Source organism: Pseudoalteromonas sp. Z9A4 (assembly GCF_011378845.1).
In the GTDB taxonomy this organism is placed as follows: domain Bacteria; phylum Pseudomonadota; class Gammaproteobacteria; order Enterobacterales; family Alteromonadaceae; genus Pseudoalteromonas; species Pseudoalteromonas arctica.
Window position 1 is genome coordinate 71,441 of record NZ_WTLA01000010.1, and the last position, 24,979, is coordinate 96,419.

At 38.5% G+C, this 24,979-nt stretch carries 22 protein-coding genes and 1 pseudogene; 11 read left to right on the forward strand and 12 right to left on the reverse strand.

Annotated features, from left to right (window positions below; all coding sequences use genetic code 11):
- The first annotated feature begins 662 nt into the window (after nucleotides 1–662).
- The gene (locus GQR54_RS09620) at nucleotides 663–2,219 is read left to right on the forward strand and encodes a PepSY-associated TM helix domain-containing protein (RefSeq protein WP_166377437.1); all 1,557 of its coding nucleotides are present in this window, start codon (nucleotides 663–665) and stop codon (nucleotides 2,217–2,219) included.
- Nucleotides 2,220–2,350: 131 nt separating this feature from the next.
- On the opposite strand, the gene yddG is transcribed toward GQR54_RS09620, so the two are convergent.
- Nucleotides 2,351–3,259 carry an aromatic amino acid DMT transporter YddG gene (gene yddG, locus GQR54_RS09625; RefSeq protein ID WP_166377439.1) on the reverse strand — a complete coding sequence of 303 codons (909 nt, stop codon included), beginning with the start codon at nucleotides 3,257–3,259 and terminating at the stop codon, nucleotides 2,351–2,353.
- 180 nt (nucleotides 3,260–3,439) lie between these two features.
- On the opposite strand from yddG, the gene GQR54_RS09630 reads away from it, so the two are divergent.
- From GQR54_RS09630 to GQR54_RS09660, 7 genes are all read left to right on the forward strand, one after another.
- Nucleotides 3,440–4,093, forward strand: coding sequence for a TetR/AcrR family transcriptional regulator (locus tag GQR54_RS09630; protein ID WP_004334664.1), 654 nt, complete (start codon nucleotides 3,440–3,442; stop codon nucleotides 4,091–4,093).
- A 3-nt stretch (nucleotides 4,094–4,096) separates the two neighbouring features.
- Nucleotides 4,097–4,579, forward strand: a complete 483-nt coding sequence (locus tag GQR54_RS09635) for a putative 4-hydroxy-4-methyl-2-oxoglutarate aldolase (protein WP_166377441.1) — start codon at nucleotides 4,097–4,099, stop codon at nucleotides 4,577–4,579.
- Nucleotides 4,580–5,044: 465 nt separating this feature from the next.
- Entirely contained in the window at nucleotides 5,045–6,247 is a 1,203-nt protein-coding gene (locus GQR54_RS09640) for an amidase family protein (RefSeq protein WP_166377443.1), read from the forward strand.
- A complete protein-coding gene (locus GQR54_RS09645) occupies nucleotides 6,244–7,845 on the forward strand; it encodes a gamma-glutamyltransferase (protein WP_166377445.1) in 1,602 nt (533 codons plus the stop codon). The genes GQR54_RS09640 and GQR54_RS09645 overlap by 4 nt, the downstream gene beginning before the upstream one ends.
- Nucleotides 7,833–8,657, forward strand: coding sequence for a sulfite exporter TauE/SafE family protein (locus GQR54_RS09650; protein ID WP_024593246.1), 825 nt, complete (start codon nucleotides 7,833–7,835; stop codon nucleotides 8,655–8,657). Before GQR54_RS09645 ends, GQR54_RS09650 begins: the two co-directional genes overlap by 13 nt.
- A 3-nt stretch (nucleotides 8,658–8,660) precedes the next feature.
- Nucleotides 8,661–9,890, forward strand: a complete 1,230-nt coding sequence (locus GQR54_RS09655) for an alanine--glyoxylate aminotransferase family protein (protein ID WP_166377447.1) — start codon at nucleotides 8,661–8,663, stop codon at nucleotides 9,888–9,890.
- Nucleotides 9,891–9,904: 14 nt separating this feature from the next.
- Entirely contained in the window at nucleotides 9,905–11,188 is a 1,284-nt protein-coding gene (locus GQR54_RS09660; RefSeq protein ID WP_166377449.1) for an allantoate amidohydrolase, read from the forward strand.
- A 137-nt stretch (nucleotides 11,189–11,325) separates the two neighbouring features.
- Here the strand turns inward: GQR54_RS09660 and GQR54_RS09665 are convergent, their stop codons facing one another.
- The 5 genes from GQR54_RS09665 to GQR54_RS09685 form a co-directional block, all read right to left on the reverse strand.
- Nucleotides 11,326–11,628 (reverse strand): hypothetical protein, encoded by a 303-nt coding sequence (locus GQR54_RS09665; RefSeq protein WP_166377450.1) that lies wholly within the window; start codon nucleotides 11,626–11,628, stop codon nucleotides 11,326–11,328.
- A 96-nt stretch (nucleotides 11,629–11,724) separates the two neighbouring features.
- Nucleotides 11,725–11,994 carry a hypothetical protein gene (locus GQR54_RS09670; protein WP_166377451.1) on the reverse strand — a complete coding sequence of 90 codons (270 nt, stop codon included), beginning with the start codon at nucleotides 11,992–11,994 and terminating at the stop codon, nucleotides 11,725–11,727.
- Nucleotides 11,995–12,312: a hypothetical protein gene (locus GQR54_RS09675; RefSeq protein WP_166377452.1), complete on the reverse strand. Its 318-nt coding sequence runs from the start codon at nucleotides 12,310–12,312 to the stop codon at nucleotides 11,995–11,997.
- A 256-nt stretch (nucleotides 12,313–12,568) separates the two neighbouring features.
- Nucleotides 12,569–13,756, reverse strand: a complete 1,188-nt coding sequence (locus GQR54_RS09680) for a hypothetical protein (protein ID WP_166377453.1) — start codon at nucleotides 13,754–13,756, stop codon at nucleotides 12,569–12,571.
- 151 nt (nucleotides 13,757–13,907) lie between these two features.
- Nucleotides 13,908–15,446, reverse strand: a complete 1,539-nt coding sequence (locus GQR54_RS09685; protein WP_166377454.1) for a glucan biosynthesis protein — start codon at nucleotides 15,444–15,446, stop codon at nucleotides 13,908–13,910.
- 310 nt (nucleotides 15,447–15,756) lie between these two features.
- Here GQR54_RS09685 and GQR54_RS09690 point away from each other — a divergent pair.
- Nucleotides 15,757–16,937 (forward strand): IS3 family transposase gene (locus GQR54_RS09690; RefSeq protein ID WP_166377455.1). Its coding sequence is split into 2 segments (ribosomal slippage): nucleotides 15,757–16,015 and nucleotides 16,015–16,937, totalling 1,182 coding nucleotides; the frame shifts between segments, so codons are not numbered across the junction.
- Between the two features lie 114 nt (nucleotides 16,938–17,051).
- On the opposite strand, the gene GQR54_RS09695 is transcribed toward GQR54_RS09690, so the two are convergent.
- From GQR54_RS09695 to GQR54_RS09725, 6 genes are all read right to left on the reverse strand, one after another.
- Entirely contained in the window at nucleotides 17,052–17,276 is a 225-nt protein-coding gene (locus GQR54_RS09695; RefSeq protein ID WP_166377456.1) for a hypothetical protein, read from the reverse strand.
- Between the two features lie 631 nt (nucleotides 17,277–17,907).
- Entirely contained in the window at nucleotides 17,908–18,855 is a 948-nt protein-coding gene (locus tag GQR54_RS09705; RefSeq protein WP_166377457.1) for a hypothetical protein, read from the reverse strand.
- Between the two features lie 6 nt (nucleotides 18,856–18,861).
- On the reverse strand, nucleotides 18,862–19,983 hold the full coding sequence (locus tag GQR54_RS09710) for a DUF3696 domain-containing protein (RefSeq protein WP_166377458.1): 1,122 nt from the start codon (nucleotides 19,981–19,983) through the stop codon (nucleotides 18,862–18,864).
- Nucleotides 19,983–21,161 carry a DUF262 domain-containing protein gene (locus GQR54_RS09715; RefSeq protein WP_166377459.1) on the reverse strand — a complete coding sequence of 393 codons (1,179 nt, stop codon included), beginning with the start codon at nucleotides 21,159–21,161 and terminating at the stop codon, nucleotides 19,983–19,985. Before GQR54_RS09715 ends, GQR54_RS09710 begins: the two co-directional genes overlap by 1 nt.
- A gap of 252 nt (nucleotides 21,162–21,413) precedes the next feature.
- Nucleotides 21,414–21,665 (reverse strand): Rho-binding antiterminator, encoded by a 252-nt coding sequence (locus tag GQR54_RS09720; RefSeq protein ID WP_166377460.1) that lies wholly within the window; start codon nucleotides 21,663–21,665, stop codon nucleotides 21,414–21,416.
- A gap of 10 nt (nucleotides 21,666–21,675) precedes the next feature.
- On the reverse strand, nucleotides 21,676–22,515 hold the full coding sequence (locus GQR54_RS09725; RefSeq protein ID WP_166377461.1) for a DUF417 family protein: 840 nt from the start codon (nucleotides 22,513–22,515) through the stop codon (nucleotides 21,676–21,678).
- Nucleotides 22,516–22,801: 286 nt separating this feature from the next.
- On the opposite strand from GQR54_RS09725, the gene GQR54_RS09730 reads away from it, so the two are divergent.
- Both GQR54_RS09730 and GQR54_RS19600 read left to right on the forward strand, forming a co-directional pair.
- Nucleotides 22,802–24,268, forward strand: a complete 1,467-nt coding sequence (locus tag GQR54_RS09730; protein ID WP_166377462.1) for a DASS family sodium-coupled anion symporter — start codon at nucleotides 22,802–22,804, stop codon at nucleotides 24,266–24,268.
- 492 nt (nucleotides 24,269–24,760) lie between these two features.
- Nucleotides 24,761–24,979 (forward strand): annotated as a pseudogene (locus GQR54_RS19600) (GNAT family N-acetyltransferase); the annotation flags it as partial.

The following is a 24,979-nucleotide window of genomic DNA, read 5'->3' on the forward strand; positions in this document are numbered from 1 at the left end:
TTATGGATAGTTGTTTTATTTTTCGAAAAAATAGCACAAACACACACTTGTTGCAATTGAGTTTAGTTATCATTTAGAATAGCAACATCATTAATAAGTGTTTTAATTTATGTTGCAACTTACCCTTTCTCTTATTTTATTTACTGCTACATCCCTGTTTTATCTTAGTAACCGCCACCAACGACTTCTAAGCAAACCCATTAACAAAAGCTGGCGCAAGCTCTCATTTATCCTTTTTGTTATTGCAATACCATTAGCCTTATATGCTTTTTCTAATGCGGCAGCCGTATTTTTTATCATTTTAATGATAATGCTCGCTTTAATAATAATTCCGATCGTAAGCCTGATTAAACACAAGGAAGTAAAATAATGTCATCTGCACAAAGGCAAAAAATAAAACCAACTTGGCTTGGCAAAAGTTTGGCTGGTTGTTTTTTAGGGCTAGCGCTAGCGTTTATTCTCGTTGCTTTTTTTGCATGGTACGGAGCGGGAGGCATAGATGCGCCCGACAAAGTGCAATTTAATATGTGGATGATACCCATTTTATGGTTAACTATTTTTAGCTTCACCTACCTGTTTAGTTCAGCAAAAAATGCTTGGCTGACACTTGGGGGCTTAAATATAACGCTATATAGTTTATTTATAATTTTAAGGAATTGGCTATGAGAGTAAGAGCCGATATTTTGCGTACCTACCAAGGCGTGCATACATGGACTGGAATAATTGCAGGTTTAGTACTTTTTATAGGTTTTTATGCTGGTAGTTTAACCATGTTTAAACACGAATTAGCACAGTGGGCAAACCCCGCCAGTGCACCAGTGACTAAACCACACACTAACAATCACCAAACATTGGTTGATCAAGCAATAGCTAAGTACCCTGAGCAAATGGGTAATGGTTTTTCTCTCGACTTATTAACAAATCAAGCGCCACTATCTTGGTATAGCCAAGGTAAAGAGCGCGGGATGAAACTTGATAATCAATTACAGGTGCTCTATCTAAACCAGCAAAATGATCTTGTAATACAGCAACAAAGTGAGAATAAACTTGCAGATTTAATAGATTACTTACATCGAACCGCAGGGTTTGCAGGCGAAATTGGGCACGACCAATCAGGCGTATATATACTCGGTATAGCATCTGCGCTGTACTTTTTAGCATTGGTGTCTGGCGTAATTATTTTACTACCTACGCTTGTAAAAACCTTTTTTGCGATTCGAAAAGAAAAAGGCGCCAGTCGCTTTTGGCTCGATAGTCATAATTTAGTTGGGATCGCCAGCTTGCCTTTTCATTTAATTATAGCGTTTACTGTGGTGGTATTTGCATTTCATGATCTGGTTTATGATGGTCTATCAGCATTTTATGACGATAAATCCTTTTTTCAACGTCCTGCCCCAGCAGCACATAATTATCATATTGCAAACTTACCAAGCATAAATAAGCAGCTCCTAGCGGCAAAAAACTACGCCCCAGGTTATGAGCCAATTCACATTACATTTAGTCGTTTAAATACAAACAGTCCGACTGCAACATTAAAAATGAGTAATAGCAGCGCTGTCGTTCGCGGACCTGATACCGACTACTTATTCTTACACCCCTATACATTAGAAGTACTTAACTCAAGCTATCCGCAAGGAGATGATGGTGTTTGGGGTAATATAGTAGGAAGTTTCTTTTCACTTCACTTTGGTACTTATGGAGGTGAATGGGGACGTTGGGGGTATTTTGTTATGGGGCTACTTGGCGCATTCTTATTTTACTCTGGTAACTTATTATGGCTAGACAAGCGCTTTAAACAAGATGCCAACAAACGAAGTACACGATTTATGGCAAATTTAACAATTGGTGTTTGCTTAGGGTCAATGATTGCAATGGTTGCCACTTTATTACAAGCTAAATGGACTAACCAATATATGGGTAACGCAAATTACAGCTATCTCTATAGTTACTATTTGGTATTTTTTGCCTTTGTTGCTTATACCTTTTTTAAAGGAACTCACCACGCTAGCTATTGGGGCTTAATGGGTATTACACTTTTATCTGCTGGTATGGGAGTTTCAACACTTATACAGGCTTTATTAGCTGATGATTTTTTAAAATATTATCAAAGCGGTTTTGTTGATATTAGCGCTGCAGTATTTGCATTAATATTTTATTATTGTGCAAAAAAAGTTAGAAATAAATCAGTAAGCTATGCAGTTATACCTGCAAAATTATAAAGAAAAACTTAATGAGGCGTATTGCACGCCTCATTAAAGGTATAAATTTAGATTTAAAATATAAAACCATTAAACCATTAAACCATTAAACCATTAAATATCAGCACCTTAAAAGAGTTAACTAAAGTAGATTAGTTTACTGTGCGTTTAGGCTTTTCTCGCGTTACAAAGTAGCAAATTAGCGAGCCCACTGTTACCAGTACAACCCCTTGCCAAAACGAAGCACTCAGCGTAATAGATAAATACAACGCCGAAATAATACTAGAAAACACCGGTGTAAAGTACGAAAGCGTGCCCAACAGCATTAAGTTACCGCCAATAATAGCTTGATTCCACAGTGCATAACCGCTCCCCACGACTACACCAGCTAATAATAACGTCATGCTTGAGCTGAGTGAAAACGTTAATGGCGCTTCATTACTAAAACCATATTGCGCCCACAAACCAATTGCCGTAACAGTAAAAAATAACGTAATGGCATTTTTACCATTACTCAGCTTTTGCGTTACTACGCAATAAATAGCCCATATAAACGCTGCAGCTAATGCCATTAGGTAAGTAGCAGGATTATCAGCAAAGTTAGTAACAAGCGTATCGAGTGACATTTCTTGATCGCCCGTAATACACCAAGCAACGCCTAAAAAAGCAATAATCATGCTTGGGTAAACCCAGTAACTTACTTTTTTGCGCCCAATAATAATAGAGAGCAATATTGTTAGCGTGGGCCATAAATAATTAATAACCGCCATTTCCATTGCCTGATGACGACTATTTGCCATACCAATAGAAAGCGCCAAACAAATTTCGTACGATACAAATAATAAAGTACCTACTACCAAGTAGCGTTTCGAAAAACCACTAAACTTGGGCACTCCCATAACCAAAATTAAAAATATCGCACTGACAGAATACATAGCCGCAGCACCACCAATGGGGCTAAACAACTCAGAAATATCCCGTAGTAATGCAACTAAGCAACTCCACAGTAATATTGCAGCGACTCCATATAGTGTATATTTATTTTTGCTTATAAAATCCATTTGCCAACCCAAAAGTACTACTCGTAAATTTGAAACTAAACTAACAGTAATTATTTAATTAAACAATTAAAGTTAATAGCTTAAACCTCTCGCCTGTTTTTAACATTCACCTTTTTAGTAATTGACCTTTTGGTCAGTAAAGCTACAATCAATCAATACGTTAAACACGCAAACTCTATAATGACCACACAAATAAAGCCAAATAAAAAAGAAGTTACACGCGAGAAAAACCAAAAACTAATTTTAGATGCCGCCGAGCAATTGTTTTCGCAATTAGGTTACGACGGAGCAAGTATGAGCATGGTTGCTAAAGAAGCGCAGGTGCCAAAAGCTAATATTTTGTATTACTTTAAAAGTAAAGATGGTCTGTACGAGTCTGTGATTGACCGCATAATAGCTAATTGGAACTTAGGGCTTGATAACGTCACAATTAACGACGATCCAGCTACCGTGCTTTATAACTATATTAAAAGCAAAGTAATACTGGCCGTAAATCAGCCAATGCAATCTCGCTTATTTGCCAGTGAAATACTGCGCGGTGCACCCTATTTACAAAACTACTTTAGAACCAATACCCGCCCTTGGGTTAAACAAAAGGTTGATGTACTTCAAGCATGGATGGACGCAGATAAAATGGATAAGGTTGACCCCTACCATTTGCTCTTTACTATTTGGTCTACCACGCAATATTACGCCGACTTTCAGGCTGAGGTTTTACTCGTAATGAACAAATTAGAGTACGACGAAACCGATGTGGCACAGATTACGCAATCAATTGCCCACATAATTTTAAAAGGTATTGGTCTTAAAATACCTGAGCAAAGTGAGACTTAACCCATGACATCCTTTACTACACCCGATTTATTTGACGATCATCGCGATAACGTACAAGTAGCAGACAGCGGCCTTTACCACTTTGGTAAAAAAACCACGTTTTATGGCAAAGTAGTTACCGTTACCTGCCCAGAAGACAACTCTTTTGCCGCCGATATATTGCATGAAAATGGTGAAGGTAAAGTATTAGTTATAAACGGGTTTGCGAGCAAACGCTTTGCGTTTATAGGCGATATTATGGCTGAACGTGCCCTAAATAATGGCTGGGAAGGCGTAATAATAAATGGATGTTGCCGAGATATAGAAATACTCGCCACGATGAACTTACCTGTAATGGCGCTAGGCTCTACACCGCGTAGTACCTTAAAGCGCGGCTTTGGTGATAAAAACCAAGCTATTACCATGCTTAGCACCACCATAGAACCTAACGATTGGGTTTACGCCGATATTAACGGTTTAATCATCAGTAAAACGCCCCTTATTTAGCACTCACAACCATATAAATAAAGACCAACTTGGTGCACCTTCGCACCAAATTGGTTTGTTTTAACTCATTTTTAATCTCACTATTTTTATAGCCCACATTTATAAACCTCATACAGTCCACCAAAACCTGACCAGTTGGACAGGTTTTTAATTTATGGCATTCCTCTTGCTTAGTCTAAGCACGATAAAATCAAAACTACCGATTAAAAAGCGGAGTTATACCAATTGCATTAAATTAGTGATCTATTATAACGCGAAGAAAATAGCGTAATAACAAGGAAAAAATTATGACATATAGTTGTTCTCTATGAATAATTTTTAACGAAGTAAGTGCGCTATTTAATCCGATAGAATGATCATGTTTTTAATAAAATTGGTATTAAAATAATAATAACCAGCCCGCTTTTTAATCACTCTTAACTTAATAAGTAAGTACTTGGTCAGTTTTATAATAATGAGCTGCAAATGAGTGATAAAAAAAATAACAAAGGTATCTTTTGCAATCACGGTCCTACCCTGTGGCAAACAAATCAATCTGGTCTACTTGCAAACAATCGCTTAGCCGTAAAAGATGTATTTGCAGTAAAAGGCGAGCGTAACAGCGCTGGCAATCCACATTGGTTTAAAACAGCTAAACCGGCTCAAAATACGGCAAGCTCGGTTAATAAGCTCATGACCGCTGGTTGTAACTTTATAGGCTTTACCCACACAGACGAACTGGCTTATAGCTTAGAGGGTAATAATATACATTATGGCGCTGCGCAAAATCCTAAATTAAAAGGGCATGCTTGCGGTGGTTCGAGTATGGGTTCGGCAGCAGCCGTGGCTGCTAACTTAGCCGATATTGGCTTAGGTACCGACACTGGCGGCTCAATTAGAATACCCGCCAGCTATTGTGGTTTATATGGCATAAGGCCAAGCCATAACGTGATTGAAAAAGACGGCCTAATACCGTTGGCTCCCCCTTTTGATACCATAGGTTGGCTTACCCAAAGCGCTGAGCTATTAAGCAGCGTTAGCGATGTATTATTACCACAACAAGCTATTAATAAAGTAAATACGCTGGTTATTTGCGAAGCACTCTTTGAACTCGTTGACCCCTCTTTACAAGCACCACTGGGTAAGCTTTTAGAAAAAACCAAACCTTATTTTAATCATCATATCGATTTTAAGCTCCCCAAAAGCAGCCTGCTAAGTGAGCTTGCCGATACCTTTAGAATATTACAAGGTCGTGCGATTGCTAAAACGCACCGAGACTGGCTAGAACTCCCAGATCAGCTTTCTCATTTTGCGCCAGCAATTGCGGCTCGTTTTAAAATGGCACTGGCTTTAACCAAGCAAGAAGAACAAGAGGCGTTAAAAATACAGCACGAATGGCAAGTAATCGTCGCTAAAAACTTAAACAAGCACAGCTGCTTATTTTTACCCACCACCCCTACAACTGCACCTAAATTAGGCGCCGACACAAGCGCCTTACGTATGCAAATTATTACGCTTTCGGCAATTGCAGGACTTAGTGGCTCAGCGCAAGTGCATTTACCGCTGGCTGATTTAGCAAATGATCATCCTTATGGTTTTTCATTAATGATGACCCACGGTAACGATAAAAGCCTACTTGCTTGCGTTAAGCACCTAGCTGAACACTTTAAACAGGACACACCGGCATGACCACACACAATATTGCATTTACCGCGTCTCATTTTTCGGCAACAGAGGCGGGTATAAATATACTAAAACAAGGCGGTACAGCTACCGAGGCTATGGTAGCGGCTGCCGCTGCGATTAGCGTTGTGTATCCACATATGAACTCAATTGGTGGCGACAGCTTTTGGCTTATCGATAACCCAAACCAAAAAACGCCCACTGCTATTGATGCCTGCGGCCGCGCAGCAACTAATACAACGGCGTATAACCCGCTCACGCAAATACCAGAGCGCGGCGGATTAAGCGCACTAACTCAAGCGGGTACAATTCGCGGTTGGCAAAAGGCGCTTGAACTAGATGAGCACGCAGCACTACCACTGTTAAACATTTTAGCGCCCGCTATTGAGCTTGCTCGCGAGGGTTTTACCGTAACAAAAAGCTTGCAAGCAGGCTGCGAAAAGCTAGCCGCTGCTAACAATACTAATAACGCGTTTAAAAACCTCTACATACCCAATGGCAAGCCCTTACAAGCAGGTCAACATTTTAAAAACCCTAAACTTGCTGCAACGTTTGAATACTTAGCAAAACAGGGTTTAAACGCATTTTATGAAGGCGCACTTGCTAACTCATTTGCCGCCGACTTAGCAAAAGCAGGCAGCTCAATTACCGCAGGTGACATTGCAAATACAAAAGCTGAGGTAGTTACTGCGCTAAATGCAAACCTCAGTGGTATTAATTGCTACAACTTACCCGCGCCAACACAGGGCGTGCATTCACTACAAATAATTGGTGCCGTAAATAAGTTAAAGCATTTAGCTAAAACCGATGCCGACTGGACGCACTTAATTGTTGAGGCAACTAAACAAAGCTTTACGCATCGCCCTACCCTTTGGGCTGATCCTAATGTGTTAGGGGATGATTATAAAAAAGCACTAACTGATGATCGCTTAAGCCAACTTGCTAACAATATTGATATGAGTAAAGCCAAACAATGGTCATTTAACGCAGAGCCTGGCGATACAGTATGGATGGCTGCAAAAGATAAAAACGGGCAATTAGTAAGCTTTATTCAAAGTATTTACTGGGAATTTGGCAGCGGAATACTAATGAGCGAAGGCGGCTTTGTGTGGAATAACCGAGGTTTAAGCTTTAGTTTAAACAATGAAGATATTGATGCGAGTAACAATATTAACGCCCTTGCGCCAAATAAAAAGCCGGCTCATACACTTAACCCAGCAATGGCAAAGTTTAGCGATGGTCGTCGACTTGCTTACGGAACAATGGGCGGTGAAGGGCAACCACAAACCCAAGCCGCTGTTTTTGCAGGCTACGCATGGCGAAATAAATCAATAAAACAAGCAATTAGCGACCCTCGTTGGTTACTTGGACGCACATGGGGCGATACAAGTACAAATTTAAAAATTGAAGAAAGTTTAGCGTCTCATATAGAACATGAATTAAATCAACGTGACCACGATTGGGTAAGCGTTGATAATAATAGCGAAATGATGGGGCACGCTGGGGCTATTTTAGATACACCTACAAGCCTTGAAGCTGCAACAGATCCTCGTTCAGATGGACGTGCAACAGTAACTACAGCAGGAACACAATGTCAGAAATAATAAACCAATGGCCAATAGTAGCGGCCTTAATAGCAACCGGTATTTTTGCCGGAATTTTAGCAGGACTTTTTGGTGTAGGCGGCGGTATTGTTATCGTACCTGTGCTGTATTTTTTACTGCAAGGTTTTGGCGTAAGCCCAGAGTCGGCAATGATGATAGCCACCGCCACATCACTTGCAACCATAGTACCTACTTCGCTTTCATCTATTCGCTCGCATCATAGCAAAGGAAATATTGACCTTGCGCTAATAAAATACTGGGCACCGTTTATATTAGTTATGGCGGTAGTCGGTAGTATTATTGCTCATACCGTTCGCGGTAACGCATTAGTGCTCATGTTTGCCTGCATTGCTATTTTAGTCAGTTTAAACATGTTATTTAGAGCCGGCGCACCCGCGCTTGTAAAACAACTGCCAGGTAAATTTGGTCAAGGCGTTATGGCAAGTATTGTAGGTGGTTTGTCGGTAATGATTGGCATAGGCGGCGGTACTATTGGCGTACCTATGCTAAACGCATTTAATGTACGCGCCCATGTTGCAGTAGGAACTGCGGCCGTTTTTGGTTTATTGATTGCGCTACCAGGTGTTATTACCTTATTAAGTATTGGCACAACGCCAACCGATGCTCCCCTAGGTACGTGGGGGTTAGTTAACCTCCCTGCCTTTTTTCTTATTATTCCGCTGACTATTTTATTTGCGCCTATTGGCGTAAAAATTGGTAGCAAGCTGGATCAAAAACAACTAAAACGCGCTTTTGCCGTTGTCTTAATGATAACCGGCATTCGCATGCTCATTCAGACTCTGGGAGCCTAAAATATGTTTAATAACACGCAAGTTCAAACCTTAAACCCACCACAGCGTTTATTAATGGGACCAGGCCCTATTAATGCAGATCCTCGTGTTTTACGTGCTATGTCGGCGCAGCTTATAGGTCAATACGACCCAGTAATGACCGATTTTATGAACGAAACCATGGCACGTTACCGCGAAATTTTTAAAACTAAAAACGAATGGACCATGCTAATAGATGGCACATCGCGCGCAGGTATTGAAGCCGTATTATGCTCAATTTTACGCCCAGGCGATAAAGTACTAGTGCCAATTATGGGGCGCTTTGGCCACCTACTTGCTGAAATAGCAGAACGCGTTGGCGCAAAGGTGCACACAATAGACGTACCGTGGGGCGAAGTGTTTACGCCAGAACAGATCGAAAAAGCCATTGTTGATGTAAAACCCCATGTGCTTGCTATGGTACAGGGCGATACATCCACCACCATGAACCAACCTCTTGAGCATATTGGCGATATTTGCCAAAAGCACGATGTACTATTTTATTGCGATGCCACCGCATCTATTGTGGGTAACGAACTTCCTGCCGATGAGTGGAAACTCGATGCACTTTCTGTTGGCCTACAAAAGTGTTTAGGCGGTCCTTCTGGATCAGCGCCATTAACACTAAGCGACAAATGCGCCGAGTGGATCCAAAAACGTAAAAAGGTAGAAGCTGGTATTCGCACAGCCGATCATACCGACGGCACAGAGCCATTTGTACGCTCAAACTACTTTGATTTAGGCATGATAATGAATTACTGGGGCGAGGAGCGCCTAAATCATCATACCGAAGCCACCAGCATGCTGTATTGCGCCTCAGAATGCGCCCGCATAGTAATTGAAGAAGGCGTAGATAACTGCGTAGCGCGCCACAAATTACATGGCGATGCCATGCTAACAGGCATTCAAGCGCTCGGCTTAAATGTATTTGGTGATTTAACACATAAAATGAACAACGTACTGGGTGTTTATATACCCGAGGGCATTAATGCCGATCACGTGCGCGGACAAATGCTAACCGATTTTGGAATAGAAATTGGCACCTCGTTTGGACCACTTCATGGCAAAATTTGGCGTATTGGCACTATGGGCTACAACGCCCGAAAAGATACCGTACTACAAACACTTGCAAGTTTAGACGCTTGTTTGCATGCCAACGGTTATAAAGGCCCTAAAGGCGAAGCCGCCATTGCCGCCCTTACTCACTATAAATAAAAAAAGGATTTAGCATGACGATTGTAAGCCCACAACACAGCCTTTTATTAGATAAAGAACTTGCTGATGAATACGCAACACGCGCTTTATCTCGCTGTAAAACCCTCAGCGCGCTATCGCAAATGCAAGGCGGCATTCACCGCGTGTACTTATCAAAAGAGCACAAAGAGTGTAACGCCGTTACTGCATCGTGGATGGTTGAGGCTGGCATGCAATCGTGGCAAGACGAAGTGGGCAACCTTTGGGGGCGACTTAAATCATCAAACCCCCATGCTAAACGTTTAATTATAGGCTCGCACCTCGACACAGTACCAAACGCCGGTGCGTTTGATGGTATTTTGGGTGTGTTACTGGGTATTGAAATAGCCGCCCTTGCACATACGCTTAAGCTTGATTTACCCTTTCATTTAGATGTAGTCGGCTTTTGCGATGAAGAAGGCACCCGCTTTGCCACCACTTTAATTGGCTCAAAAGCACTTGCTAACGAGTTTGACCCGCAGTGGCTAAATATACAAGATACAAGCGATATAACTATGCGCCAAGCCATGCTCGACTTTGGCTTAAACCCCAACGACTACGCAAAAGCTGCACTTAATAAAAATGAATTACTAGCTTACTGGGAAACTCATATAGAGCAAGGTCCGGTGCTCGAATCGGTTAATCAGGCGTTAGGCGTTGTAACGGCTATTGCAGGAGCAAAGCGCGCCATGCTTACCTTAACAGGTCAAAGCGGTCATGCAGGTACAACACCAATGAACTTACGTCAGGATTCGTTAGCAGGCTGCGCCGAATTAGTAACCGAAATTGAACAACTAGCAAACAATGCTAAAAATGGCGAAGTTGCCACCGTAGGGCAAATACAATCTCGCCCCGGTGCTACAAACGTGATTGCAGGCAAAACGACCATAAGCCTAGATGCACGCGCACAGAGCGACACCGACCTTACTAATTTACTAAGCGACATACAAAGCTGCGCTCAATCTATAGCAAGCAAACGCAATTTAACACTTGATTGGCAATGGACTCACGCAGCCGATGCCGTTGCGTGCGACACCACTATTCAGCATTTATTTACCTGCGCATGTAAACTTAATAACCAAGCCTCACCTTCTCTTGCTTCAGGCGCCGGGCATGATGCAATGGCAATCGCGCCTATTTGCCCTGTTGGCATGCTGTTTATACGCAGCCCTGGCGGTATAAGCCATCACCCTGCAGAAGCGGTTATTAATGAGGATGTGAAAAAAGCACTGAGCGTAATGTACAGCGCGCTTTTACTTTATGTAAAAGAGTTTGAATAGTTTTGAATTAATAGAGTAAAACCAAATATATTAACTTTGTATGCTAGGGGCTTAAACCTCCTAAAGTCATTGGGAGGTTATTACTGAACGCAGGTAAATACAGGAAAACGAAGGAATATACGTTATTTAAAGTAGCTTTATCGAGCTACCCTTTGCTCTTTTAGGCTAAGGCGTTTATGTGAGCTATATACATGTTGAATATTCGTATCGTTAACTAAATATGCGTCCATTTCAGTCGTAATTAGACCCGATAATGGCTTAATTTCAAGAACACCCAACTCACCTAAATTTGCAGATAGTAAAGTATTATTCCTAAAAGCTAACAACGTTTTGTCAGTATCTCGTAAGTCACCATTCACATATAATTTAGTACCACTAAACCAAGAATTAATTATTTTAACTTTGATTGACTTAACGGTAAATTCAATTGATTTTCTCATCAGATCTCCATATTAAAAATATCTATATAATTGACTAAAGTTCGTTATGTAAAACTCAAAAAATTGACTTTATTTATTCTGTTATACAGTGCTATCTCAACCTGATATATCGGCACTATCATTTATTTTATTTATACCAACGAGAATTTTCTCTAAGTATGTAAAAGTAAGCATTATCGCTAATTGCAAACATACAAAAATAACAATAGAGAATGGTGAGTTTGATAGCATACTTTGTGTTGTTTTTACTGAGGTGCTAACCAAATAAAAATCAACGAAAGCCATAAGTATAAATAAACCCGAAACATAAAGAATAACTTTAACTTTTGCACTGCGCAGCGTTGAAATAACTTCGTCATTAGTCATTTAGATTTCCTTTAAATGTATTATTTTTTTAAGACGTCTTTTAACTAACGTTTGCTCACAATAAAGCCCTATAAAACCACCAACTGCAAATGAGGCAATCACTAAAAACCAATAAATAGGACTTTTATATAACGCAATACCAGAAACATAAAGATATAAGTTAAAGGGGATAATAAAAAGTAAACTACCTAGTACTTTTAAAAACTCTCTAAAAAGTTCAATCTCCGATTGTGCTTTACTGATGGGTGAGTTAATCGTTTCTTGCGGGGCTTTATCTAATTGAGAAAAATTTTTTTGAAGCCAGTTTTTATAATTCAATTATTCATCCTTAATAAATTGTGTATCTAGAGGAAAATACGCTCAACGTTGCCAATGTGTTAACCCTGTACCTATTTAACCTAAATCCAACATTTTAAGCAAGTCTATTTTATCTAACTGGCGTAATCGGCCTAATCGGCCTAATTGGCCTAATCGTTCACACTACATAACATACTACGCAGCACACAATTACAGCTAAACAGGCCAGCCATTCTAACTTAATGAAAAAACTTAGGCTGACGTCACTGTTAATTTATCAAAAATTGAACATGTTTTCGAGAGCCGCCTCTAAAGACATGGGCATATGACGTTTATTCATAATGCGGTTGTTAAGCTCATCTTTAAGTGATTTAACCGTAGTGCAATACTCTAAACGTTTAGCAATTTCATCACATTCATTATTTAGCGCCGCTAAATGGTTTACAAAATTATCTTTAATTTGCGCTTTACTACGACCATTAAACTTACGCCACACAATTGTATATTGGTCATTACTTTCTTTTTGTTGGCGATGCTGCTCATTTAGCTCGATTATTTTATTTTTCAGTAACGGTATTAAGTTTGCTTTGGTTTCTTCATCAAAATCGACATCATCGTCAAAATGGCTTATGTAAAGCTGTAATAAAGTAAAACCGTCTTTCTCTTTTCGAGCTTGTACTAACTGTTGCATTAGTTCGTGTTTTTCTGCTTTTTTTGCAAGATCAGATTCTTTATCTGGATGCAACTTAGATGCTAAACGTTTATACATTTTGTTTAGCTGCGAGCCTTTAAATAACTTTTCTAATTTTGAGTTGTTTTTTTGCTGTTTAATTTCATCGCGATCAAATTGTTCGTGTTGGTCAAAAAAGTCATCCCAATCTTCATCTTGTTCATAGTCCATATTATCTGCACTAAACGCTTCATCATCTTTTTCCTCACCAAAACCTTGCTCGTCAAGGTGCTTATAAAGCAATGAAGGATCAGCTGTTATTTCTCTCAGTTCGTCATCTGTTAATTCTAAACCGGGGAAATCTTGCTGTAACATATTACGTAATATGTTTAACTCTGAAGAAGGGATTGTACTAACCGTATCTTGGTTATACTTATTTAGGTAAGATTGAAAAACTTGAGACACTTCCTCAACATTCAACTCGCCAATGAATGGATGTTCTGACAAATAATCTAAATCTTCATTTATCCAATCCACAAGTTCATTACGCTGTTCAATAGTTAAACTTTTACGTTGGATAAACTTACTAAAATGAATGATTTGTTCTGCAATCATTTGAGCTTGACGTTGCTCATGGTGCTCTACTTTTTCTTGAAATTGAGAAAACAGGATCTGCTTTTTAATATCAAAGTTTGCGTTACGCTTAGTATGTTTTTCAATTCGCTGCCATAAACGCTCTAATTCAGAAGGCATTTTAGTCGCCGCTTGTTGCTTTACATTTTTTAAAAATGTCATATTAAGTTCCACTACTTTTTATGCACGTAATTTGTATGCTTTAATTATAAATTTAATTAAAGCATACATAAAGCCAAGCATTAAAAAGAACAAGGATAAAAAGCGCCTGAGTTCATTTAAGAACAATATGCTAAACAGTTACTTTAAAGTCTTATTCGATCGTTACCGTTGCATCACTTACCCATGTCTCAGTTATCGCGTCATCATTTTTATCAACTAAATACGCGCGTATGCTTACTGGGTCGTTATTAGTCTGTTTATAGTCAAACGCTAATCGCCATTGGTTTGTACCAACTACCGGATAAACTCCAATAGGCTCTAGTATTTCACCATTACTGGCTTCAACAATCGGCTTTATACCACTTTCGTTATCTAAGCCATTAAATACTGGGCCTTCAAAATCAATCACCATTTTGTTAACACCTTTAGGAATTGGCTGGCCGGGAATCCCGCCTAAGCCTTGGCGAGTATTTACAACGCTTGCAAGCGTTTTTGATTTTGGATCGAGTGGACGCCATTCAATATCATAAGAAAAGGTAAACTCATCACCTTTGCGCGCCTCTTTTTCAGGCACCCAATAGGCAACAATATTGTCGAACGTTTCATCTTTTGTAGGGATCTCGATTAACTGAACAGCCCCTTTACCCCATTTCCCTTTAGGTTTTATCCACGCTGATGAACGCTTATTGTAAAATACGCCATCGTCTTGGTAGTTATCAAAATCACGATCCCTTTGAATTAAGCCAAAGCCTTTAGGGTTCTCATCAATAAAGCTATTGGTCGATACCGACTGAGGGTTATTTAACGGTCGCCAAATGTATTGCTCTGAACCTGTATGAATCGCCAGGCCATCGCTGTCGTGAATTTCTGGGCGCCAATCTTTAGCTTCTGTTTTATCTTTTTGTGAATACCAATACATACTGGTTAATGGTGCTACGCCTAAGCGTTCAACATCGGCGCGCATATACAAATTAGCCGTTACAGAGGTAATATGGCCTTTGGCTTCTTTGTTATCTTTGCTTAAACCAAATCGATAAGCACCAGTGATAGAAGGCCCTTCAAGCAATGCCCAAACAGACACACTTTCACCTTTTTTCTCTGCGGGGCCAATCCAAAAAGCAGAAAAGCGCGGAAATTCTTCTGGCTGATTCATGCCCGTATTAATCGCGATACCTCGAGCCGAGAGTCCATATTGCCCCTCTGGGCCGTCGGTACGAAAATAAGACGCGCCTAAAAAAGATATCCAATCTGGTTTCATATCTGGGCGCATTATTCTAAAGCCTGCAAATCCAAACCCTTCTGGGAGATCGTGAGCTGGGCTGTCATCAGGCATATCAAAAACATCATTACTAAAAGGTACGTTTTGCACCTGATTTTCATCGTCTCTGATGTAAATACTTACTGGCTCAGGAAAATATCGCCCAGGGTAAAATAATTGTACAGGTGCGTTTTTTCCACTTGGGTATAAGGTTTCATCTTCTTTAAAGCGTATTTTCCAGTGTTCGTCATACGTAATTTTATCGATTAACTCCGGCGCTGGCACCTTAGTTGGCGTATAGGGTTTTTCGGCCGAGGCTTTTGCAAGTGATTTTAAGTCTTCGAATGAAAACTCCGTTTTATCTAATGCATCTGTCGCGTAAGACGACATCGAAGTGCTAAAAATAATTGCGATAAATAACTTTAATTTCATAAAAAGAATGTCCAATAAATTGAGTCTAATAAAAATGGGAACGCTGCACGAACGTATGTTTAACTTAAAGTTCTGCATGGATATTACGTGACGTAATATGAACTAGCGTTTACTAAGGTATTGTTATTTGACTCTTAGTTAATTTGTTTTTAGGGCGGCGCGTTTGGTGATGTCGCTGAAGTAAAAATAAGTGGGGATAGCGCAATTTATTATTAGATCGCTGGTATTCAAAGTGTAGTGGTACAGTGATTTTGGCCACCCATTAAGAAAGAAATGTTATGCTAATAAGCATACAAATTTGGGTGAAAAAATGACGAAATTAAAACGCGCAACGTATTCTGCAGCAATAAAATTAGAAACGGCTCAACTTGTCGTTGACCAAAGTTATACTCAAGAAGAAGCAGCCAAAGCGATGGGAGTGGGTAAATCAACCGTCAGTAAGTGGGTTACTCAATTAAAGCAAGAGCGGAGTGGCCAGACACCATCTGCTTCGCCAATGACGCCCGAACAAATTGAAATCCGCGAACTTAAAAAGCAAATCCAACGCATTGAATTAGAAATGGATATATTAAAAAAGGCTACCGCTCTCTTGATGTCCGACTCCCTGAACAATTCTCGTTAATTGAGAAACTAAATCAACGAGAGCGTTACCCAATTAGCGTGCTGTGTAACGTATTCAATGTGCATCGTAGCAGCTATAAATATTGGGCTATACGGGATACAACGCCGACGCCAGAGCAAGTAAGGCTAGAGGCTGAAGTTAAAGCAATACATGCAATGAGCGGTGGCTCAGCTGGGGCGCGGACAATCGCGGCAATAGCAACGAACAATGATTTTGAATTGAGTCGTTATCGTGCTGCTAAGCTAATGGTTAAATTAAAGCTTGAAAGCTGCCAAGTACCTCAACATTCATATAAACGCGGCGGTAATGAACACCTTGAAATTCCAAACCTGCTTGATAGACAATTTGATGTTGTTGAGCCAGATACAGTGTGGTGTGGTGATGTGACATATATTTGGGTAGGTAATCGTTGGGCTTATTTAGCCGTTGTTATTGATTTATTTGCACGTAAAGTGGTTGGCTGGGCCATGTCGTTGTCACCAGATACTAATTTAACGCTAAAAGCGCTTGAACTCGCGTATGAAAGCAGAGGAAAACCGACAGGACTGATGTTTCATTCAGACCAGGGTAGTCATTATACAAGTTTAAAATATCGTCAACGTTTATGGCGCTATAAAATCACACAAAGTATGAGTAGGCGTGGAAATTGTTGGGATAATGCGCCAATGGAGCGATTTTTTAGAAGCTTTAAAACGGAATGGATGCCAAAGGTTGGATATGGAAATTTTATAGATGCTAAATATAGCGTTAGTGATTATATCAACGGATATTACAACAACGTTAGGCCGCATCATTATAATGCTGGTTTAGCGCCAAATGAATCTGAGGTTAGATACAAAGATTCTAAAACTGTGGCCAAATTTTATTGACCACTACAAATGGATAAGGGTTGTATTTAGGTGGTGGAAGTAAAGAGGCTCACTACTTTTAAAAATTTGCAATTAATGGCTAAATTTTACTTGGCCCTCAATTCAGGGCATGTTTTATTTTTTTGAAGTTAATTTTTCTATGGCATTTTTAGCTTCTTTCAAACTTACACCATGAACAGATCTATAATATTTTATTGCTCTAACTTTGTGACCTGATTTTAAAGCAAAAATAATATCATCTTCAGTTACGCTGCCATGCTTAGGTATTGAGTTACCAAATATTAATATAAATAAAACTGCAATAACCGCTAAAACACCCCAAATATATTCAATTTCCATAAATATCCTCGATGTTCGAAAAATAATGAACCTGTAGATTAACTCGCTTTTTATTTGTTTTTATTAATAAATAAACCATAGCTAAGTTCCTATTTTGGTTCAATCTTTTACTGTATTTTACGTTGAATATAAAAAAGAGTTAGCTGTTGTTTTAGTTGGCGCTTTGGAAGGTATTACGGGTGCTTGAGTGGCTTTTATTTAGGATAAAAGGGCTTTCCTTTCTTAATGCATCGTGTTTTGCAGCTTTTCTATATTATGAACAAGGCAATACAGTTGCCATTGCGTATTCACTTTCATTTGACCTCGTAAGATCAATTTATTCATCCCTTTATTCACCGTAATATTCCGCTTTTTATTTAAAGGAAAGCAGGCTCAATGAAGCCGAGTTATTTACCATTTTTTAATAAAAATTGTTGTCGTCTATCGGGCTACCAATTACTACTTTCATCTTGTCAATATAGCTCAGACCTTTGCGTGACGCACTTTCATGGATGTAACCTAAATTACTTATATCATTGATAATTAACGTAAAGTTTTGAATGGGTGTCATCCTAACTTCATCCTAACTTCCTGGTGTCTGAGTGACTTATTCGAAGGGTAATTGAGTTTTTAGTACATATAAAAATACGATTCAATATTTAACTGTTGATAAATGAAGACCGAAATAACCAATTGATACTGTTTTTGAATGATAGTCCGCCAATATATGCATTCTCTTTCCATTTTGAAAGTTTTTAACGTGTAATTCAAAAAGTGATTCACCTAAGAAAGGATGTTTAAACCACCTCTTTCGGGCATGTTTTGCACATTTCATTGTTTCTACACTTTCAAATGACATATTCAATTCTGAATTTTCAATTAAATCTTCAAGGCAATTAGATTGCTTTATAGCAAGATCGAGTTGATCCAGAGCATATATAATATTTTTAAAATCAATTGTGGTGATTGAAATAGCTGTTAAATTTTTTAATGCTGACGTACAAAAAATAATATTTGGGTACTCTTTATTATCCTTGATGTCTAATGTTTTGAGATAATCCTTATTCGATTTTTTAGTTTCTATGATTTTATGTAAAAAAATATCGATTTGCTCAAGAGAGAATATGTTATCAACGGTTGTACTCTCAATTTTTATTTCGCCATCATCGTCCCAATGTTTTAAAACATCAATTGAATTTGATTTCCAATGTATACTTGATGCAAAACTAACACAGTAAGAATTTAAGATAGAAGCAACTCCCAGTGCAGTCACTTCAATATCTTGATCACTTTTAAGCGAAAATATAATATCTTCAATTGGGTTATTATTAACAATAAGAGGACACGGTACATTAGCAACAACACTTTTAATTAGTCTACTGCTTTCAATATCACCTATTTGATTTAGCCACTTACCAAATTCAAATCCTTCTGCATAAATATAAGAGTTCCATCCACCCAGTTTTTCATCTACTTTATTGAAATTTACATTTTTCTCATTAATATAGAATATGATTTCAAAAAAAGTATCGATGTTATTTAAGCAATCTTCATTACTTAAAAATGGTAATGAGGCATCATTAAAAATAAGACTATTCACGTTTTATTAATTACCAATAATTAAAGAGTTTAGGCTTTTATCCCATTCGTCAAAGAAACCTGGTGGCCAATGACTAATCCTACCTGATGGCTCTACTCTAATTTCTTCGACTCTAGCACTATGCTCAGAACTATTCTCATCACGGTAAAGATAATAAATACACACATTATCTGATTCAATACAATTATTTTTGACCGATGTCCTGATACCATTTAAAAAGTGGTCGCTATGAGTTTCAACCAGCACCTGCACTCCATTTTGAGACGCTAAAGCAATTAACTTTGCAATTGTCGACTGCCCTGATGGGTGTAAATGAGATTCAGGATTCTCTATTAATAACATATCACCAGGCTTTGAGCTTAAAATAGCTGTCACTACAGGTAAAACATAAGTTAAACCAAATCCAGTGTTTTGGGGTGAAAATTGAGAGGTTAATTCGGTGTCTGTTTCAAATTGATAGTGTAAGCTAGCTTGATTAATCTCAGGTATTAATTTTGCGATAACTTTAGTACCGGGTGTAATCTCAGACATCCATGCATTCAAACTGCCAATTAAATTATCGGAAATAGAGTTCTGATGCATTAAAGCGTTAATTGAGACTTTCTCATCGCCATGTTCAGCTAAGAAATGCGCAGTATATTCACCGGTTTTTCCAAGCGAACGTTTCTTATTAACAGCATACTCAGAAACAGAATAAATGCTTTTAGGACTAATTCTTTCTGCAGATAAATACTGAAATGATGAAGTAAATAACGCCTGTTCGAAAACATTAGGACTTAACAAGCTATTTTTTTCATCCAATGGCTGCATATCAGAATTTTCAAAATATAAAAATCTGGATTTAAGAGTTGAATTATTAGACCAGTATAATTCAATATCTACAAACTCATCCTCACCATCACTAAAAAGCAAATCCTTTCCATTACCAATACTTGCGTAATCACCGGCTAAGGACAAACCTGTACTGGGGAAAATATGTTTTTCAAACGACTGGCGAAGTAGCAATAATGATTGAAGAGCCGAAGATTTCCCCATACCATTTAAACCTGTAAACAAGGTAAGATTTTCTAAATCAAAAGTAGCTTCTTTTATTGATTTGAAGTTACATAAGCTTAGACGTTCTAACATTAAAAAATCCTCTTTGAATACTTTTCGATAATGTTTCTCATACCTTCAAATCGAGATTGAACATTATCAGTATTAGCTGTTGAAATTGTAATTGCTGTTAAGAATTGAGGCTCAAGTAACAAGCTTTTAAACTCTTGCTTAAATTGCATACTATTTGATTTGAGAATAGCTCTCTCTTCAAAATTAAGAGTCGCTAAATTCACGGATACTGTTTCAAATAATGGTTTATTAACGACTCGATTTTGATATGATTCTGCGAATGTTCTTCTGAACGCATCTCGACCAAATAAGTCATATGCATCTTCCATTGAATCTAAAAAGCTAGACTTTAACCTTATTATTTCAGTTTCACTCAGCTCACCTAACTTGATCATGGCTGAATCTAAAAATTTGGGGAGTGAAGATTTATACGTGGAGATATCAAACATTCTAAAAGCCATGTGCCTCAGCACCAGCTCTTGATGAGACATCCTCTTACTTTTGTTACCTATGACGTTTTTAAATGAATTTTCTTGAACAATTTCAGTTAAAAATTTAGAAGCAATACCCTTCTTAACTGATTGGCTCATAGCATGTCTAATTTCTTGATGATTTAACTTTAACCCGCCTGTGTTAATTCGATTAAATAGCGAATATTTCATCACTAATGGAGTCCCTGGTTTTATTAGATAAACCGATGTTTGAAATTCATCAATTCTTCTTTTTAAAGATCGTGGTAAATCGTCATAATAAAAACCTTCATACTCATTGAGGAATTCTAAATTAGTTAAGGCTAATTTTTTAGTTTTTACAAAGTTAACTATCGCAGATAACCTCTGTAAACCATCAACAACTTGCCAACGGTCTTCATTTAAGGCATCAAAATAAAAAGCAGGGATCGGTAGTCGAATTAAAATAGACTCAATTAAACGGCTTTGAGCTTGCTTACTCCACAAATCAGGTGATCGTTGAAAGTCAGGCATCAAATCTATTTCGTCGTATTTAAGCCTCTCAATGATTGCGCCTAAATTAGGATTAGATATAGATACATCAACTTTCTTTGGGTCAAATGGCTCTGTCTGATCAAATACCTCTTCAGATTCACCTAAGTCTTCATCCTCGAGATCTATGGAATTCTGTTCATCCAAATCTATTGAGTTATTAAAAGAATCAAGAGATGTAACTTTTTCATCAGCCATAACTGTATCTAATCCACTTTAAATTTAAGGTATTATATTCATTGATAGTTTTTAATAATATCATAACTTGAGGCAAGTTAATTAAACAAATATATGCCTGACTGTGGCTTTAGAAAGACACGTTGAAGCAAGTTTTGGCCTAAAACGTACTGTCTATGTGAGTAAGCCTCAACTTCCGCATAGAAAAGTGTTGCGAGCCGATTGATACAGGCTCGCTGAGATGTTTATGATAAAAACGAATGAATGAGGTATTTACTTTACATCAAAGTTCACGTGGTCAAAATATGGATTTTTCTCACGCGCTTTAAGTACACTGATCGTAGTGAGAACAATGAGTTGCAGTTCGTTATTTACGTTAACAACTATGCATTCGTCTCTATTAGCATTGCGTTTTGTGTCAGTTGCTACGCCACATACACCATCGCCATTTTTTAATATAAGCTCAATGCTTAAACGATGCATACAGGCAATTTCGATGTAGTCGTATTGGTGGCAACTGATCATAAAGTTCTCTTTATTTAGTCGGTTTAAAAATCATTAAAAAAGCGATAACAACAAGGTTGCCTACATACCATAAATCTTTAATTACAAACTGCCCTAAGCGTTCTAATAAAGTGCTTGAGCTAAATGCACCGGTTGCGGTAATTAAGAACGTTTGGGTCATCATAAACACGCTTAAACACGCTAAGCCACTTACAATAATTAGCTTTTTATTATTTAAAAATAGCCCTAAGCCTAATAACACAGCAAATAATACATCAAACCCGCCAATCACGTTAGATGCGCCTTGTACGCTAAATACCGTGTATAACCACGACATAAACGGTGAAGTTTCTACTAAACTTACAATGCCTTTTGCTTCAAACTCATAAAACTTCATGCCGCCAATCCACAGTAAAACCATAGCAACCGGTATAAAGTTTAAAAGTACATGTTGTTTGTCGGTAAGTTTGTCTTTATAAAATAAAAACAAATATAAAGGCACTACAGCAAAGTATTTAATTATGCCCTGCCCGCTACCAATGATTGGAAAGCCGCCAAGTTGCGCCATCCAACGGTTGCTGGCAAATAATGTTAGTAACGGGACGATGCTAATTACAATAGCTAACACGAGTGCCGCTGTAGGCTTTATTAATTTAAAATGCGCAGCTAAGGTTGTTGCCACTAGTGCAAGCATAGTTGAGCCCGCCAATAAGCCTAATGTATTTACACCTATTAACGCATCAAGCTCATAAAAGCTAAATGTAGCCGTTAACGTATTAGGATTTGCACCTAACGCAAACGATAAGCCAAGCAGTAGAAAGCTCAATGAGAGTAAAAAAGAAAGTGCGTTGTTTGTGTGTTTTAAGTTCATTGTATTTCCAAGTATTCGTTAAGACTTACAAAGACCTTACAAGCCGATAAAAAAATTCAAGCTAATTATTAAAAAATTAAGAGCTGATTAAGCACAATGTAAGCTCTCATAGGGTAATTTAATCATTCACTTTAGTTTATGGTTTATTACCTCTTTATTAATAAAATTAAATAAGTCTAATATTCATATGATGTGCGTCACCTTTTTTATTATTAAATGAAGTAAAATAACGTTGCCTTTTCAATACACAGAATGCATGCATTTCTAAAACCTAGGGACATTTTTAATGAAGGGTACTGATATTCGGGTTACCTCTGGACTGATTTCTATAGCCATTGTTTTATTACTTTGGTTTGCTGTACCGCCTCCGCAGGGTGTTACCGAAAACGCATGGCATTTGTTGGCTTTATTTGTTGGTACTGTAGTTGCCATTATTGGTAAAGCAATGCCGATTGGCGCCATTGCTATTTTGGCTATTACCTCTGTTGCGTTAACGGGCGTAACTAATGACAGTCCTTCTGGCGCTATTAAAGATGCATTAAGTGGCTTTTCTAATTCATTAATTTGGTTGATTGGTATTGCTATTATTATATCTCGGGGTTTAGCTAAAACTGGTTTGGGAAATCGCATTGGCTATAATTTTATTTCTCTTTTTGGTAAAAAAACAATTGGTATTGGTTACGCACTCGCACTTTCTGAACTTGTTATAGCGCCTGTAACGCCAAGTAATACCGCGCGAGGCGGCGCTATTATTCACCCAATAATGAAGTCGATAGCAACAAGCTTTGGCTCGTCCCCTGAGGAAGGCACATCTCGTAAAATTGGGCACTACCTTGCTTTAGTGAGCTACCATATAAACCCTATTACATCAGCTATGTTTATTACGGCAACTGCGCCAAACCCGCTAATTGTAAAGCTGATTGCTGATGCTACCGGTGCAAATATTAGTATTACTTGGGGTACGTGGGCGCTCGCAGCGCTTGTTCCTGGTTTGCTATGTATTGCCCTTGTGCCTTTGGTTGTTTATGCCATTTACCCACCTGAAGTTAAAAGTACGCCCGACGCTAAAACCTACGCAGAATCTAAATTAACTGAAATGGGCCCAATGAGTTATGGCGAAAAAATAATGGTGGGTGTTTTTGCTATGCTGCTTGTTTTATGGGCCGGCGTACCTGCAATGATTTTAGGGGCTGACTACGCGGTTAATACCACAGCAGTGGCTTTTTTAGGTTTGTCGGTTTTATTAGTGACTGGTGTATTAAGCTGGGACGATGTACTTAAAGAAAAGTCTGCGTGGGATACCGTTGTTTGGTTTTCAGCATTAGTAATGATGGCCACTTTTTTAAATAAACTAGGTTTGGTAACGTGGTTTTCAACACTTGTTGAGAGCAACATTGCGCAACTGGGCTTTGACTGGATTGTATCGGCCATTATATTGGTAGCTGTGTATTTTTACGCTCATTACTTTTTTGCTAGTACCACAGCACATATTACTGCTATGTTTGCCGCATTTTACGCCGCAGGTTTGGCGCTTGGCGCACCGCCTTTATTTTTAGGTTTACTGTTAGCTGGCGCTTCATCACTCATGATGTCGTTAACGCATTACGCGACAGGCACATCTCCCATAGTGTTTGGCTCAGGCTATGTATCATTAAAAGACTGGTGGGTAATGGGCCTTATAATGAGCGTTATTAATTTAAGTGTATGGGGAATTATTGGCGGGCTTTGGTGGAAAGCACTTGGGTATTGGTAGTATTGCCTTTGTTAGTTTGGCTTGCACATTTATTGCTGCGTACTTGAGTTTAGTACAAACTCAAGTACTTCAGCTCTAAAAATATAAACATTAGCGCTGTTATAAGGGAGTATCATTGTTTTTAAATTCATAAAGGCATATATTCAGACCGAGACTACTTATTAAGCCTCAGAAAACTGACTATGGTTGAACACTTAGAAAATGCCGGGTTATTTTTAATACCAATTCGCTTAATTAAGTAATCTATTTTGAGGCTGGAAAAACGTGTTGATAGCTAGGCAAAAAATTCGCTATTTAGTTGTTCTAAATGAGCATTTTTTAACGCAGGTAGCGACACGTTTAGCCCCGCAAAATGATTAAGTATTATTGCGGATTGGTATAACTGCGTAACAGCATGTTTTAAGGCTTGATAATCAATATGACTGCTCTCATCTTATAGTTATAAATGAGGTACCAATTGGTACTTTAAAATACTAAACGCACGCTCAATACGTTGAAATAATGCAATTACAAATACATCCACTGCATCAAAATAAAGGGTATGGGAAAGCGGTTATTGAACAAGTTATTACAAGTGCGCAGTCAAAACCGATTAAACTCACAGTACTTAAAAACAACCCAGCATTAGAACTTTATAAGCGGCTGGGTTTTACTATAGCGGGTGAGGATAATTACGAGTACCACATGCAAACGCGGGCTACTCGTAGCTAA